The following is a 15,799-nucleotide window of genomic DNA, read 5'->3' as shown; positions in this document are numbered from 1 at the left end:
GTCCTCCTCGGTGCGTGTCGTGATCTCTATCGGCCGCTCACAGCCAGCTGTTGAACCGGCGGATGTACCAGGTCTTGACCACCTGGGTCAGCAGGCAGTAGGCGAGGAGCGTGCCGGCCAGCCACGGGAAGTAGCTCATCGGCAGGGCCTGCATCCCCAGCGCGGGAGCCAGCGGGGAGAACGGCAGGGCGATGCCGACGGCCATCACCAGCGCGGTCATCAGCAGCACCGGCGCGGTGGCCCGCGACTGCACGAACGGGATCTTCCGGGTGCGCAGCATGTGCACGACCAGGGTCTGCGTCAGCAGCCCCTCGACGAACCAGCCGGACTGGAAGAGCGCCTGGTGGTCCTCGCTGTTCGCCCCGAAGACATGCCACATCAGCAGGAAGGTGGTGATGTCGAAGACCGAGCTCGTCGGGCCCATCACCAGCATGAACCGGCCGATCCCGCGCGCGTCCCAGGTCCGCGGCCGGCGCAGGTACTCCTTGTCCATCCGGTCCCACGGCGTGGCCAGCTGCGAGATGTCGTAGGCGAGGTTCTGCACCAGCAGTTGCATGGCGAGCATCGGCTGGAAGGGGATGAAGGCGGAGGCCACCAGCACCGAGAAGACGTTCCCGAAGTTCGAGGAGGCCGTCATCTTGATGTACTTGATGGTGTTGCCGAAGGTCAGCCGCCCCTGGAGCACCCCGCGCTCCAGGACCGTCAGGTCCTTCTCCAGCAGGATGATGTCGGCCGACTCCTTGGCGATGTCGACCGCGGTGTCCACGGAGATGCCGACGTCGGCGTCGCGCAGCGCGGCGGCGTCGTTGATGCCGTCGCCGAGGAAGCCGACCGTGTGCCCCTCGGCCTGGAGGGCGCGCACGATACGGGCCTTCTGCACGGGGTTCGCCTTGGCGAAGACCGTGGTCGTGCGGACGCGCTCGCGCAGGGCGGCGTCGTCGAGGGTGTCGATCACCGCGCCGGTGACGACCTCGCCCACGTCGATGCCCACGTCCGCGCAGACCCGGGCGGCCACCAGCTCGTTGTCGCCGGTGACGACCTTGACGGCGATCCCGTTGTCCGCGAGGGCGCGCAGCGCCTCGGCCGCGTCCCGCTTCGGCGGGTCGAGGAAGGCGAGGAAGCCGATCAGGGTGAGCCCGTCCTCGTCGGCGACGGTGTAGGTGTCCCGGCCGGCGGGGAACGTCCGGGTCGCCACGGCCAGGACGCGCAGGCCCTGCCGGTTGTTGTCCTCGGCGGTGCGGGTGACGCGGCGGCGCAGTGCGTCCGTCAGCTCGGCCCTCTCACCGTTCTCGGTCAGATGGGTGCACAGGGCGAGGACCTCCTCCACCGCGCCCTTGGTGATCAGCACATGCTCCGCGGCCGGCCCGGTGGCGTCGTTGCGGCCCAGGACCACGGACATCCGGCGGCGGGCGAAGTCGAAGGGGATCTCGTCGATCATCGTGAAGCGCGCGTCGACGACAACCTCCTCGGCCTCGGTCACGCGGTCGATGACCGCCTGGTCCATCAGGTTGCGCAGCCCGGTCTGGAAGTGGCTGTTGAGGTAGGCGTACTCCAGGACCTCGCCGTCCTCCCGGCCGTGCACGTCGAGGTAGCGGTCGAGGACGATGCGGTCCTCGGTGAGCGTGCCGGTCTTGTCCGTGCAGAGCACGTCCATGGCGCCCAGGTTCTGGATGGCGTTGAGCCGCTTGACGACGACCTTGCGCTTCGACATGGCGACCGCGCCGCGCGCCAGATTGGTGGTGACGACCATGGGCAGCATCTCGGGGGTGAGCCCGACGGCGACGGCGAGCGCGAAGGTGAACGCCTCGGCCCAGTCGCCCTTGGTGAAGCCGTTGATCGCGAGGACGACGGGGACCATCACCAGCATGAAGCGGATCAGCAGGAAGCTGACCTTCCGCACCCCGGTGTCGAAGCTGGTCCGCGGGCGCTCGCCGACGAGGGAGCCGGCCATCGAGCCGAAGTAGGTGTCCGCCCCGGTGGCGACGACCACGCCGGTGGCGGTGCCGGAGGTGACGGAGGTGCCCATCAGGCAGAGGTTGTCGGCCTCGACGGGGTCGGTGGTGGTCCGCTGTCCGTAGTCGTGGGTGCGGGTGTCGGCCTTGGCCACCGGGAGGGACTCCCCCGACAGCGCCGCCTGGCCGACCATGAGGTCCTTGGCGGTGAGCAGCCGCAGGTCGGCGGGGACGAGGTCGCCGGCGGCCAGCCGCACGACGTCGCCCGGGACCACCTGCTCCATCGGGATCTCCACGGTGGCGGGGCCGTCGCCGCGGCCCGCGCGGCGCTCGACCGCCGTCGTGGTGGTGACCAGGGCCCGCAGCGCGGCCGCCGAGCGGCCCGAGCGGTACTCCTGCCAGAACCGCAGTACGCCGCTGACCAGCACCATCGTGGCGAGGATGGCGATGCCGGGGTCGAAGGGCTCCTCGTCCGCGACCTGGAGCCACTGCCAGAGCATGACGGCGTCCAGGGCGACGAGGACCAGGATGAACGGGTTCCAGAACGCCTTGGCGAACTGGACGAACCAGCGCGGGGCGCGCTCCTGCTCGACGGCGTTGGGGCCGTGCTGCTCCAGGCGCTCCGCGGCCTCGTCCTGGCGCAGTCCGCGGGCGGTGGACCGCTGGTTCTGCAGCACCTGCGCGGCCGGCTGGGCGCTGATCGCCGCCAGCCGGGCGGCGACGGCACGGGTACGGGCCTCCAGCTCGGCGGCCTTGCGCTCACGGCGGGGGCCGGGGGTGCGGCCGCCCGGCGGGGCGAGCTTCTGCGGGGTGAGGGTGGTGTCGGTCATGGCGGAACCCTTCTCCGGGCGCGACGGCGCGATGGCGCGACAGCACGACGGCATGGCGGTGCGAAGGCATGGCGGCACGGCGGCATGGCGCAGCCCGGAACGGTGAATGGGAATCGCGCGATGCACAAGGACAAGTGCACAAGGACAAGTCCCGCTGTCACACGGCTACTTGATCCCGATCGCGGATGAGGAACGGGCCTGTGAAGGCCGGAAGAGGGGGAAATTCACGCGACAGCGCCGAAGGCGGTACAGGTCAACGAGCCCGGAAATCCCGCCGGTTCATTCGGCAGGGTTCATTCAGCAGGTTTATTCGGCAGGGGCGAAGACGTCAGCCGAACGTGACCGGGACGACGAGCACACTGTGGCGAGGACTTCCCTCGGGACTCCGACTGTTCATCCCGATCACCTCCTCGCTCGAACGGACAGCGTGGGTGCCGAACGGCCCGACGGCCGCGGAGTGCACAGGACGCGCGGAAGCGCTGCTCTGTACGGCACCTTTCGCGGCCCAGCTTGCCATACGCCGCGGGGCGGCGGGTAACGCGGGGGTGAACGAAAACCGGGGCGGGACCGGCCACAAGCCGGTCCCGCCCCAGGTCAGGCGGGGGTCACCCCAGGATCGAACGGGATCAGAACGGGATCAGGGAGAGACCAGCGGATTCCAGATGCCGAGACCGCGCGCGGTGGAGCCCTCGTAGCGGGAGGTCTCGCCGTTGCTCCAGCGGACGACGACGTCGTCCCTGCGGCCGGAGGACGAGAAGTCGCCGGCAGCCATCACGGAGGCGTCCTTGGTGGAGGTGTTCCCCGGCTGGAGGGTGGTACGGGTGTTGCAGTCGGTGCCCGCGCACGCCTGGAGCATGCCGCCCGGCCAGCGGACCAGCAGGTCCTCGCCGCCCCGGCCGGAGACCCGGGCGGCGGTGACGGCGGTGGCGCCCTTCCAGGCGTCGTTCTTCTTCAGGATCACGGTCTCCCGGCCCGTGCCCGAGGCGCCGACGCCGTTGAAGCGGCCGACCTCGCCGTCCCGGTAGACCGCGACCAGGTCGTTCCGCCTCGCGGCGGAGGTGAACCCGCCGCCCACGAGCTTGGCGGCGTACTTCCAGTCGGAGCCGGCCTTGCCGAGCACGGACTCACGGGACTTGAAGACACCGGCCTTGGCCACGTCGGCGAACAGGCTGAGCTTGCCGGAGACCGTGCCCTTGTCGTCCCCCCAGAGCACGACGAGGTCGGCGTGACCGCTGCCCGTGAAAGTGCCGCCGGTGACGGAGACGGCCCGCTTCAGGGCGCTGCCCTGGTCCGCGATCCGACGGCCGCTCTCGAAGCCGCCCTTCCCGTCGCCCCGGTAGAGGGTGGCCTCGCCGTCCTTCCAGACGACGACCAGGTCGTCACGGCCGTCGCCGTCGAAGTCGCCCGTCACCAGGTGCCGGGCGGAGCTCCATATTCCGGCCCTCTCGGGCATGACCGGGCTGTTCTGGGGGCGCAGGGGGCCGCCGGTGGGCGTGCGGTCGTTGACGGCGTCCGCGTAGAGCCGCTGGATCGCCTGGTCGAAGACCGGGGAGTAGCTGGTCCAGTGGTTGGCGCCGCCGCCACCGGAGCCGCCGACGATGCCGATCACGTCGCCCGTGCGGTTCCTGGCGTCATAGTTCATGATCCAGGGACCGCCGGAGACTCCGCGGTAGAGGTTGGCGCAGTCCAGCTCCATCTGGCGGTAGCCCTGGTAGTGCTTGGTGCCGGTGGTGCAACTGACGGCCTTCCGGCCGGGGTTGTTGTCGTTGGGGTAGCCGACGACGGTGACCTTGTTGGTCATGCGCGGCGTCGCCGTCAGCCGCAGCCCGCCGACGACGTCCTCGACCTTGCCGTTGCCGTTGGCACCGACGCGCAGGAAGCCGAAGTCCAGGTTCGAATCCTGGCCCGTGCTCCGGGAGTCCGTGTACGCGGGGTCCACGAACTTCGCCTGCACCGGGAAGACCCCGAAGGGCTGGTGACCCGCGTCCTTGTCACTGCGGAACTGCGGGACGAAGATCGGGTAGTTGCTCAGGTCCCTGGGCTTGGCGCAGTGCCCGGCGGTGAGCACCAGGTTCTTGCCGGGGCTCTTCACGACGCTCGCGGAGCAGGAGGTGTCGCCCTGCGCCGACTTGTAGAAGAACGTCCCGACCATGGGCAGTCCGTCGCCCAGCGTGCCCTGGGGCGTACCCTTCGGCGGCCCGGCCGCCTTCGCCGAGCGGGGTGCGCGGGCCGGCGTCCCCTTGTCGTCCGCGGGCTTCGCGGCGGACATGCGCTCGGCCGTCCAGTACTTCTCGGCGGCGCGGAGATCGTCCGACGCGGCGGAGGTGGACGTGGGCGCGGGCGGCGGCGTGGGCGCGGCGACCGCGACGGAGGCCGTCGTGCCGCAGGCGGCGACGGCCAGGGCTATGGAGAGGGTCCGGGACCATCTGGATCGGGACCATCTGGATGGGGTCAAAGCTACTCACTGGGGTGAGGGGAAACGGTCGCGCACATGTTCACACAACGCGTTTGCGTTCCTTTCCCGGGGGTCGCCCGGGCCACGGGACGGAACACACACCTCCGACGCGCCCCTCCGACAACGGCGCGGGGCCGCGGCCCGTACGGCCACGGCCCCGCGCACCGGGCACCCCCTCAGGGGGAGACCAGCGGACTCCACGCCCCCAGGCGCCCCGCGCCCGTCCCCGCGTACAGCGCGGTCTCGCCGTTGCCCGCCCAGCGGACCACCAGGTCGTCCGCCCGCCGCGCCGGGCCCGTGAAGGCTCCCGCGATCATGGGCGAGTTCCCCCGGTACGAGCGGTTCCCGGGCATCAGCGTGGACCGGGACTTCAGCCCCTTCGTCGCGGCGACGGTCTGCAGCTGCCCGTCGCCCCAGCGCACCACCAGCCGCGCCGCGCCGTCGGAGAACCGCCCGGTGGTGACGGCCGCGGCACTCTTCCAGGCCGGGCCCTTGGCCACCAGCTGACGCTCCCGGCCCGTGCCCGAGCCGCTCGCCCCGGTGTACAGGCTCACCTCGCCGTCGCGCCAGACGACGGCCACGTCGTTCGCGCGGCCGGAGGTGTACGCGCCCGCCGTGATCCGGGACGCGTCCTTCCACACCGAGCCGGCCTTGGCGACCACGCGTTCCTTGCCGGGGCCCGAGGGGCCCGGGTCGGCGAAGACGCTCACCTTGCCACTGGGGCGGCCCGCCTTGTCCGTCCACACGACCATGAGGTCGGAGCGGCCGCCGCCCGTGAAGTCACCGGCGGTGACGGTCTGCACCCGCCCCCAGGCACTCCCCTGGGGCATCATCCGGCGCCCCGCGCCGAACCCGCCCTTCCCGTCGCCGGGGTAGAGCGTCACCTCGCCGTCGCGCCAGACGACCACCAGGTCGTCGCGGCCGTCGCCGGTGAACTCACCGGCCGCCAGGTGCCGGGCGTTGGTCATCATGCGGGCGCTCTCGGGCAGCCGGGGCCCCGACAGCGAGCGCAACGGCCCGCGCACGGGCGCCCGGTCGGCGACCGCGTCCGCGTAGAGGGCCCGGATCTCCTGGTCGAAGACCGGGGAGTAGCTCACCCAGTCGTGGTTCTGGAGGTCACCGCCGCCGTTGTAGCCGCCGACGATCCCGATCACGTCGCCGGTCTTCTTCTTCGCGTCGTAGCCGGCGATCCACGGACCGCCGGAGACGCCGCCGTAGAAGCCGCCGCACTCCATCTTCAGCTGGCGGAACTTCGGCGCGCGGCTCGTGTCGACCGTACAACTGACGGCCTGCTGGCCGGGGTTCTTCGACTTGGGGTAGCCGTGCACGGTGACCGTGTTCGTCCAGCGCGGGGTGTCGGCCAGCCGCAGCCCGCCCGCGCGGTTCTCCGCCTTCGCGCCCTGCGCGTTGGCGCCCACGCGGACGAAGGCGAAGTCCAGGTCGGATTCCGCGTTCACGGAGTTGCTGCGGTAGCGGGGGTCCATGAAGACCCGCTGGACCGGGAAGGCGCCGAACGGCTGGTGCGCCGCGTCCTTGCCCTTGCGGAACTGCGGAACGAAGATCGTCCGGCCGTCCGCCTTGAGGGACTTGGCGCAGTGACCGGCCGTCAGCACCAGGTTCTTGCCCGCGCTGCGCACGATGCTCGCGCTGCAGTAGGTGGCGCCGGAGGGCCCGGCGGCGAAGAACGTACCGACCGGGGGGATGCCGCCCCCGAGCGCGCCCTGCTGGACGGCGCGCGCCGACCGTCGCGCGCCGGAGGCCGGAGCGGCGCCGCGCCCGGCGTCGACGGGCCGGGCACCGGCCAGCCGCTCGGCCGTCCAGTACTGCTCGGCGCCGCGCGCGTCGGGCGTGCCGCTCACGGTCGGCGCGGGTGCGGTCGGCGCGGGTGCGGAGGACGCGGATGCGGGGGGCGCGGGCGCGGCGGCGGCCGGCGCGGAGACGGCGGCCGTGCCGCAGGCGGCCATGCTCAGGGCTATCGCGAGGGTCCGGGAACGTCCAGGTCTGGAAGAGGTCAAAACGACTCACCGAGATAGGGGACAAGGGCAAATGTTCGATCAAATATTTGCATAAGCCATCGGACTCCCCGCGCCCGGGTCGGGGCCGTTCCCGCGCCCCCGCGAGCAGGAGCCGTAAGTGGCCGCGCGGGGAGGCGAATTGACCCACCGCCACTTCCCGCCCGTGGGAGCCGGGCCGCTTGGACACCCCACGGCCGGAACGCTTGGACACCTCCCCGGCCGGAAGGAGATCCTCGTCCGCATGAGCTACGTCATCGAAACACAGGGCCTGACCCGCGAGTTCGGCGAACGGAAGGCGGTGGACGGGCTCGGCATCCAGGTCAAGGCCGGCGAGGTCTTCGGCCTGCTCGGGCCGAACGGCGCCGGGAAGACCACCACGATACGGATGCTGACCACGCTGCTCGCCCCGAGCGGCGGCCGGGCCCTGGTGTGCGGGTACGACGTGTCGCGGGAGGCCGCCCAGGTGCGGCGGCGGATCGGCTATGTGTCCCAGGAGAAGGGTGTGCGCCATCTCCTGACGGCCCGGGAGAGCGTGGAGATCGAGGCGGACCTCCACCATGTCTCCCGCCGGGAGCGGGCCCTGCGGGTGACGGAGGTGCTGGAGGTCGTGGGCCTGCTGGCCGACGCGGACCGGCAGGTGGCGGAGTTCTCCGGCGGCATGCTCAAGCGCCTCGACCTCGCCTGCGGACTGCTGCAGCAGCCGGAGGTGCTGATCCTCGACGAGCCGACCCTCGGCCTCGACGTGCAGTCGCGGCACCGCATCTGGGACCACGTCGCCCGGCTGCGCCGCCAGGGCGTCTCCGTGCTGCTGACGACGAACTACCTCGACGAGGCGGACCGCCTGTGCGACCGCGTCTCCATCATCGACGCCGGGAAGGAGGTGGTCGCGGGCACCCCCGACGCCCTCAAACGGGCCGTCGGCGCGGACGTCCTGCACGTGGTGACGGACGACGTGGCGGGCCTGCGCGGGATCGCCGACGGCCGGGCCTGGGCCCACCGCGTCCTGGAGACGGGACCGCGCACCGTCAACCTCCACGTCGGCGACGCGATGACGGCACTGGCGGAGGTCGCGGGCGCCGCCCGCGAGCGCGGCGTCGCCCTGGAGCAGATCGGCCTCCAACGGCCCACGCTGGACGATGTGTTCCTCCTGCACACCGGCCGGGGTACGGGCGCGGCGGCGGACGAGGAGCAACCGCACACGCCGTCCTCCCCGCCCGCCGCCGCGCCCGTGCCCCGGACGACCACGGCCCGGGGCGCCCTCCGCGGACGCCGGCAGGAGACGGCCGCACTGCTGCGCCGCTGGTTCCTCCAGCTGCGCCGCGAGCGCCTCAACCTCGTCTTCACCCTGCTCCAGCCGGCGATCTGGCTGGTCTTCTTCGGCAGTTCCCTGCGGCGCGCGGTGGACCCCGGGGCGGTCGCCGACGCCGACTACATCTCCTTCATGCTGCCGGGCGTGATCGCGTTCAACGCGGTCGGCGCCGGGGTGAGCGGGGCCGTGCCCCTGCTCTGGGACAAGGAGACGGGCTATCTCGGCCGCTTGATGAGCATGCCGCTGGCCCGGAGCTCCATCGTCCTCAGCCGGCTCCTCTTCCAGATGGTGCTGGGCGCGGCGCAGGCGGCCCTCATCATGCTCGTGGCCCTGGCGCTGGGGGCGCGTCCGGCGGCGGGGCCGGTCGACGCGGTGCTCGTGCTCGTCGCCGTCATGCTGCTCACCGGCACGCTGACGGCCGGCTTCATCGCCCTGGCGTACGGCTCGTCGAGCAACACCACCTTCTTCGCGATCAGCGGGTTCGCCTCATTTCCGCTGCTGTTCGCGAGCAACGCGTTCGTGGCGCTGGACGCCATGCCGGGGTGGCTGGCGGCCGTCGCCCGGTTCAACCCGCTGACGTACGCGATCGAGGTGATCCGCGGCCTGGTCCTGGACGGGTGGCGGGCCGGGCTGGCCGTTCCGCTGTCGGTGCTGCTGCTGTTCGCCGTCGGCTGCCTGCTCACGCTGGGCCGCCTCTCCCCCGCGCGCTCGGGGCGAGGACTGCGCTGAGGCGGCGGTCGTACGGTCCGGGTGCCGTTCCAGCCAGGACAGGGCGCCGCGCAGCACCGCGGCGTGCACGGTACGGGCGAGCCGGGCGCCCCACGGCGAGCGCGGCCCGCAGAAGCGCTCGGGCACGGCGGCGGTGGCGTACGGCACGGCCAGGCACACCGCGTCCGAGGCCGTGCCCGTGCAGGCGAACCCGGCCTCCAGCAGCGCCTGGGTCTTCGCCTCGGTCGCCGTCATCACCGCGTTGACCAGCGCGCCGTCGTCCAGCGGTACGGGCAGGGCGGCCACGATGTTCACCGTGCCCGGCCGGGGCGCGCCGGGCGGGCCGTCCGGTCCGGCGGCCCAGGCCGGGACGCTCAGCCCGACGGTGGCGACGGCCCGTACACCCCGCTCCTCGGCGTGCGCGCGGTGCCGGACCGCGGCCGCCGTCAGCATGCCGGCCCCCGGCCCGCGCAGCCCGTACGCCGCCGCGAGCTCGCCCACATGGACATCGGGGTCGGTCCGCGCGTACGAGACCGGCACCTGGGCGTTGAGCACCCACGCGCGCGGGCCCAGCCCACCGCCCGCGACGCAGGAGGAGAGCATGCGCCACCCGGGACCGGCCCGCCAGACCAGCACCTGTGCGCCCGGCGGGCCGAGCAACTCGACGTCCATCACACCTTCCTGCCTCTCTCCGCGCGCTGGTACCGTCCGCCTACGGCATATCCAGGTGCCACGATATTCAGGTGTCGGGGGGACGAACTCCATGGCCCACACGCGCACTTCGGATCTCATCGACCGCATGGCGACCGACGGATTCTGTCTGATCCCCGGCGCCCTGGATCCCGGGCTCGTCGAGCGGCTGCGCGGCTTGGCGGCGCGCAAGCTGCGCTCCGAGCAGGAGGGGCACTTCCGGCGGTACGCCCACCACGGCAGCCTGATCCCCGTCCACTTGGAGGACGATCCGCACACCGACCTCCTCACCTCGCCCGCGCTGCGGACCGCCTTCCGGGACCTCGGCTTCACCGACCCGCGCTGGATCAGCGGCTATGTCATCACCAAACCGCCCCGTTCGCCAGGGCTGTGGTGGCACCAGGACTGGTGGGCCTGGGACCACGACCTCAGCTTCGCGGACCGGCCCGCCCAGGTCTTCTGCATGCTCTACCTCCAGCACACCCACGAGGGGAACGGGGCCCTGCGCGTCATCCCCGGCAGCCACCGCCGCCACCACGAGCTGCACGACACCCTGCCGGAGCCGCACACCCCGGACATCGAGAACCAGCCGCAGGAATCGCTCTCCCACCTCCCGGTCCCCGGCGAGCTGACGATCGAGGCGGACGCGGGCGATCTGGTCATCGGTGACGTCCGGGTGCTCCACGCCACGCACCCCAACCGCAGCGACCGTCCGCGCACGGCCGTCGACCTGCTCTTCGCCCCGCACTTCCGGGACCTCCCGGAGGAGTTCCGGGCCCACTACGTACGGCAGTTCTGCCTGCCGGAGGCCGGCTGGTGGCGCGAACCGGGCCATCCCCTGCGCGGCACCCCGGTCAGCCGCATGCTGCCGACGTACGAGGGCCCCGACCACCCGCCCGTCCCCTACCGGCGACGGCCGCGCCGGCGGCCGGCGACGGCCTGAGATGCGGTCCATCGCTCGGCACCCGAGGAGACGTAACGTTCATGCACAGTGGCGAACGGGCATCCGACACGGCCGTCGAAGAACCGCCCGGCAACTCCCCCCGCGACACCGGCCATTACACCCTCGACGTCGTCGGCGGCCGCCGCGGACTGCCCGGAGGCGGCCTGCACATCTATCTCACCGGTGATCTGCTGCACCCCCCGATGGTCCCCGACAGTGCGATCTGGTCCGACGGCAGACGGTGGAAGCAGGGCGCCGCGCTGCACACCCGGCGCATAGCCGAGCTCGCCGAACTCGCCGCCGGGGAACGGGTCCTGGACATCGGCGGCGGGCTCGGCGGGCCCGCCCGGTTACTGGCGCACGACTACGGCGTGCACGTCACCTCGGTGACCAACTCGGCCGCGCACGCCAGGACGAGCCGCATCCTCAACGCGTCCCTGTCCCCCGGCCCCGGAAGCGTCGCCGTCGTCCTCGGCGACGGCCAGCGGGCCCTCCCCCGCGGCCCCTTCGCCGCCGCGCTCAGCGTCAACATGCTCTACCAGGTGCGGGACCATCGCGCCCTGTTCCGCCGGGTCTTCGACGGCCTCGCGCCGGGCGGGCGGTTCGTCATAGACGACTGGATGCTGACCTCGCGCGCCACCGAGGAGGACGTGGCCGGCCTGGCCGCCCACTTCCGCTTCCCCCACTTCGCCCGCACCCACACGGTCGAGGACGACCTGCTGGCCGCGGGCTTCCCGCCCGCCGAGGTCGCGCTGGACCTCGGCCATGTGGGACGGGGGCCGATGGCCGACCACTTCGAGCGCCAGATGTGGGAGTACTTCGCCCCCCAGGTGATCTCGGACTGGCCGGGCGACCCGGTGGAATCCCCGGGCAGACCCGCCTACGGCCGGCTGATGATCGAGCAGTTCGTCGAGGCCGTCAACACCACCATCCGCCTCTACGCGCAGCGGCGGATGACGTACCGGAGAATCCTGGTGCGCAAGGGCTGAAGTGCCGCCTATTTCCCCCCTATTGAACGCAGCGTTCGCTGCAGGAGGTGTCTGCAATGCTGTCCGCACAGGCAGAGCTGATTTGGCAGGGACGGATCCATCTCGGCGACGAACCCGGGGTCTACGGGGACGCCTCGTACTCGGGCCTGACCGTGGAACTGCCCGTCACCCTCGAACGCCTCGCCACCACCGGCCCGTTCACCACGACCCTGGAGCTGGAGATCCAGGACATGCAGACCTTCCAGGGATACCCGGGGCACCTCCTGGAGATCTTCCTCTTCGTCCCGGCCACCACCCCCCAGCACTTCACCCGCAAGCTCCTGGCGAGCACCCGGCTCACGGGAAACGGCGAACGGCACACGATCGCCGTCGACTTCACCGGCCACCAGTCGCCCCACCGGGTGGGCGTGCGGCTGGGCATCGACACGGACGTCCCGCCGGGCCTCTACGACGACTTCGTCCTCACCCGGCTGTCGAACCGGTCCCAGGACTTCGCCTATGTGGCCTCCTTCGGCTTCCGGGCATGAGCGCGTTACGCATGAGCGCGTTACGCACGAGCGCATTACACCGGCGGCGGCCCCGTCTCCGCGCGGCCGCCCTGCTGCTCACCGCCCTGCTCGTGGCCTCCTGCGGCGACGACTCCTCCCCCGCCCCGTCGCAGACGAAAGCCGACGGCCGCGGGGACGGCTGCGTCACCGACTTCTCCCCGGACAAGGACTACTTCCCGGTCAAGTCCACGGTGCGGCACGCCAAGAACTTCTCCGTCCGCTACGAGAAGAGCTACCAGGTCCTCACCGTCGCCCAGCCCTACCCGAACGCGAAGCCCGAGTCGTACGTCCTGGTCAAGTGCGGTGCGCCGAAGCCCTCGCTCACCGGTGACCTGGCGAAGGCCCAGCAGATCACCGTGCCGGTCCACAGCCTGTACTCCATGTCCACGACCCATCTGCCGCTGCTCACCGCGACGGACCGCCTCGGTGTGCTCACCGGTGTCGCCGACACCTCCCTCGTCACCACCCCGGAGGTCCGGGCGAGGGTGAAGGCGGGCAAGGTGGCCGAGTACGCCAAGGGCGGCACGATCAACACCGAGAAGGTGATCGCGGCCAGGCCCGACGTACTGCTGACCCAGGGGTCGGACGACCCGCACTACCCCAAGCTGCGCGCGGCGGGCATTCCCGTGGTCGCCGACGCCGAGTGGCTGGAGCCCACTCCGCTCGGCCGCGCCGAGTGGGTCAAGGCGACGGCCGCGCTCACCGGCGCCGAGGAGCGCGCCGACCGGGTCTTCCACGACGTGGAGACCGCCTACACCGAGGCCGCCCGGCAGGCGGCGCAGGCCCGCACACCGGTCGGGGTCCTCTCCGGAAGCATGTTCCAGGGCACCTGGACCATGGCCGCGGGCGGGAGTTACGTCGGCACCCTGATCAAGGACGCCGGCGGCACGTACCCCTGGGCGGGCGACCGGGGCACCGGCAGTCTGCGGCTGAGCTTCGAGGCCGTCTACGCCAAGGCCGGCGACGCGCGCCTGTGGTTGACCGACCAGAAGTGGACGTCGGGCGCCGACATCCTCAAGGCGGACAGCCGCTACGGCCGGCTGGCCGCGGTGCGCGACGGCGAGGTGTGGTCCAACACGAAAACCACGACCCCGGAAGGAGGCAACGACTTCTACGAACGCGGGGTGCTGCGGCCCGACTTGATCCTCTCCGACATGGCGGCGATCCTCCACCCCGACCTCGCCCGGAACCACACCTTCACCTTCTACGAGAAGGTGCCCACGAAGTGACGCTGTCCGCCGTCCGCCGACGGCACCTCGGCGTCCTGGCCGCGTTCGCCGTCGCCGCGCTGGCGCTGTTCCTCCTCACGATCGCGCTGGGCCCCTCGCGGGTGCCGCTCGCGGACGTGGTGCGCGTACTGACCGGGCGGACGGCGGCGGACCCGCGCTGGAACGCCGTCGTCAAGGAGGTGCGGCTGCCGCGTGCGGTGACCGCGGCCGCCGTCGGGGCGGCCCTCTCCGTGGCCGGCGTGCAGATGCAGACGCTCTTCCGCAATCCGCTCGCCGACCCCTTCTCCCTGGGCGTCAGTTCCGGTGCGAGCCTGGGCGTCGCCGCGGCGGTGGCGGGCACGGGCGGGGCCGCCGGCACCTTCACCGGCGGCCTGGCCGGTCTGGGCCGGACCGGTGTCGTCGCGGCGGCGGCCCTCGGCGCTGGCGCCGTGCTGGCGCTGGTGCTGCTGCTGTCGCGGCGGGTCCGGTCCGTGGCGACCCTCCTGGTCGTCGGCGTCATGATCGGCTCGGCGGTGACGGCGCTGGTGAGCGTCATGCTCGTCTACGCCCGTCCCGAACAGGCCCAGCAGTTCGTGCTGTGGGGCCTCGGCAGCTTCGACGCCACCACCTGGCCCGACCTCAAGGTCATGCTCCCGGTGACCGCCGTCGGGCTGGGCACCGCCCTTCTCACCACCAAACAGCTCAACGCCCTGCTGCTGGGCGAGGGTTACGCCCGCACGATGGGCCTCAACGTCCGGCGCAGCCGCGACCTCGCCCTGCTGACGACCTCCCTCCTCGCCGGGGCGGGCACCGCCTTCTGCGGACCGGTCGCGTTCCTCGGGCTGGCCGTGCCCCATCTGGCCAAGGTGGCCCTGCGCACCACCGACCAGCGCGTCCTGGTGCCCACGGCGGTGTTCGCGGGGGCCGCGGTCGCGCTGGCCTGCGCGCTGGCGACCCAGCCGCCGACGACGGACACGGTGCTTCCGCTGAACGCGGTGACCTCCCTGCTGGGCGCCCCCGTCGTGATCACCGCGCTGCTCCGGCGCGGGCGCAGCACCCAGGAGCCGGTGTCATAGCCGCCCCCGGCACGGTGACGGAGGCGCTGACCGCGCACGGCCTGTCCGTCGGCCACCGGACCCGGACCGCGTGGGGGCGCGCCGTCCATCGCGTCGTCCTCGCCGACCTCCGGCTCACCGCGCGGCCGGCCGAGCTCACCGTCCTCCTCGGCCCCAACGGATCAGGAAAGTCCACCCTGTTGCGCACCCTGTGCGGTCTGCTGCCCCCCGTCGCCGGAACCGTCCGGATCGCGGGCGCGGACCTCGCCGCCCAGTCGCCCGCCGCACTGTCCCGGCGGCTGGCCGTGGTCCTCACCGACCGGACCGCCCCGGCCCTGCTGTCCGCGCGGGAGCTGGTCGCCCTGGGCCGCCACCCGCACACCGGCTTCCTCGGCCGCCTCCGCCCGGCCGACCTCGCCGCCGTGGACCGGGCCCTCCGGGCCGTGGACGCGGGACACCTGGCGCACCGGCCCGCCACCGAGCTGTCCGACGGCGAGTGGCAGCGCGTCCTCATCGCCCGCGCCCTCGCCCAGGAGCCCCGCGTCATCCTCCTCGACGAGCCGACGGCCTTCCTGGACGCGCCGTCCCGGGCGGCGGTCACCGTGCTGCTCCGCGAACTGGCGCATGAGCACGGCCTGACCGTCGTGGCCAGTACCCACGACGTGGAACTCGCGCTGCGCCTGGCCGACGTGGTGTGGCTGGCCGACCGCGAGGGCCGGCTGCGCACGGGCGCACCGGAGGACCTCATCCGCTCCGGGGCGGTGGCGGCGGCCTTCGACACCGAGCACCTGGCCTTCGACCCCGGCACCGCGAGCTTCGCCCTGCGCCGCCCGGCCCGGGGCACGGCGAGCGTCGACGCGCCACCGCCCCTGCGCCCCTTACTGGAACGCCTCCTGTCCCGGGAGGGCCTGACCGTAGTCCCCGGCCCGGCCGACATCCACATCGTCGCGGCGGACGACGGCGCCCTCCTGCTCTCCCGTGAGGACGGCGGGACCGTCCGCGCGCCGACGTTCGAGGACTTGGCGCGGGCGCTGCGGACGGACAAAGAAGAGTGAGGGCCGCTCCCGAAGGAACGACCCTCACTCTTCTACGGAATT

General features: G+C 72.4%; 10 protein-coding genes and 1 pseudogene. 7 read left to right on the top strand and 4 right to left on the bottom strand.

Going from position 1 to position 15,799, the window contains the following annotated elements:
* Positions 1-37 precede the first annotated feature (37 nt).
* The 3 genes from mgtA to AB8735_RS29230 all read right to left on the bottom strand — a co-directional run bounded on the left by mgtA (position 38) and on the right by AB8735_RS29230 (position 7,201).
* The gene (gene mgtA, locus AB8735_RS29240) at positions 38-2,782 is read right to left on the bottom strand and encodes a magnesium-translocating P-type ATPase (RefSeq protein WP_372410453.1); all 2,745 of its coding nucleotides are present in this window, start codon (positions 2,780-2,782) and stop codon (positions 38-40) included.
* Positions 2,783-3,419: 637 nt separating this feature from the next.
* Positions 3,420-5,237 (bottom strand): serine protease, encoded by a 1,818-nt coding sequence (locus tag AB8735_RS29235; protein ID WP_372410451.1) that lies wholly within the window; start codon positions 5,235-5,237, stop codon positions 3,420-3,422.
* Positions 5,238-5,413: 176 nt separating this feature from the next.
* Positions 5,414-7,201 carry a trypsin-like serine protease gene (locus AB8735_RS29230; protein ID WP_344019743.1) on the bottom strand — a complete coding sequence of 596 codons (1,788 nt, stop codon included), beginning with the start codon at positions 7,199-7,201 and terminating at the stop codon, positions 5,414-5,416.
* Positions 7,202-7,493: 292 nt separating this feature from the next.
* Between AB8735_RS29230 and AB8735_RS29225 the strand changes: the two genes are divergently transcribed.
* On the top strand, positions 7,494-9,290 hold the full coding sequence (locus AB8735_RS29225; RefSeq protein WP_372410449.1) for an ATP-binding cassette domain-containing protein: 1,797 nt from the start codon (positions 7,494-7,496) through the stop codon (positions 9,288-9,290).
* A gap of 66 nt (positions 9,291-9,356) precedes the next feature.
* On the opposite strand, the pseudogene AB8735_RS29220 reads toward AB8735_RS29225, so the two are convergent.
* Positions 9,357-9,872: pseudogene (locus AB8735_RS29220) on the bottom strand (adenosylcobinamide amidohydrolase); the annotation flags it as partial.
* Positions 9,873-10,068: 196 nt separating this feature from the next.
* On the opposite strand from AB8735_RS29220, the gene AB8735_RS29215 reads away from it, so the two are divergent.
* The 6 genes from AB8735_RS29215 to AB8735_RS29190 are packed head-to-tail and all read left to right on the top strand — an operon-like array spanning position 10,069 to position 15,757.
* Positions 10,069-10,902, top strand: a complete 834-nt coding sequence (locus AB8735_RS29215; RefSeq protein WP_372410448.1) for a phytanoyl-CoA dioxygenase family protein — start codon at positions 10,069-10,071, stop codon at positions 10,900-10,902.
* Positions 10,903-10,943: 41 nt separating this feature from the next.
* On the top strand, positions 10,944-11,891 hold the full coding sequence (locus AB8735_RS29210) for a cyclopropane-fatty-acyl-phospholipid synthase family protein (RefSeq protein ID WP_372410447.1): 948 nt from the start codon (positions 10,944-10,946) through the stop codon (positions 11,889-11,891).
* Positions 11,892-11,947: 56 nt separating this feature from the next.
* A complete protein-coding gene (locus AB8735_RS29205) occupies positions 11,948-12,418 on the top strand; it encodes a hypothetical protein (protein WP_372410444.1) in 471 nt (156 codons plus the stop codon).
* An 11-nt stretch (positions 12,419-12,429) separates the two neighbouring features.
* Positions 12,430-13,668, top strand: coding sequence for an ABC transporter substrate-binding protein (locus AB8735_RS29200; protein WP_372410442.1), 1,239 nt, complete (start codon positions 12,430-12,432; stop codon positions 13,666-13,668).
* Positions 13,665-14,723 (top strand): FecCD family ABC transporter permease, encoded by a 1,059-nt coding sequence (locus tag AB8735_RS29195; protein ID WP_372410440.1) that lies wholly within the window; start codon positions 13,665-13,667, stop codon positions 14,721-14,723. Before AB8735_RS29200 ends, AB8735_RS29195 begins: the two co-directional genes overlap by 4 nt.
* A 14-nt stretch (positions 14,724-14,737) precedes the next feature.
* A complete protein-coding gene (locus AB8735_RS29190; protein ID WP_372410438.1) occupies positions 14,738-15,757 on the top strand; it encodes an ABC transporter ATP-binding protein in 1,020 nt (339 codons plus the stop codon).
* The last annotated feature ends 42 nt before the right edge of the window (positions 15,758-15,799 follow it).

Origin of the sequence: Streptomyces luteireticuli (assembly GCF_041519305.1) — a bacterium.
In the GTDB taxonomy this organism is placed as follows: domain Bacteria; phylum Actinomycetota; class Actinomycetes; order Streptomycetales; family Streptomycetaceae; genus Streptomyces; species Streptomyces luteireticuli.
The sequence above is the reverse complement of the archived record's forward strand: the minus strand, read 5'-3'. Positions and strand labels throughout refer to the sequence as shown.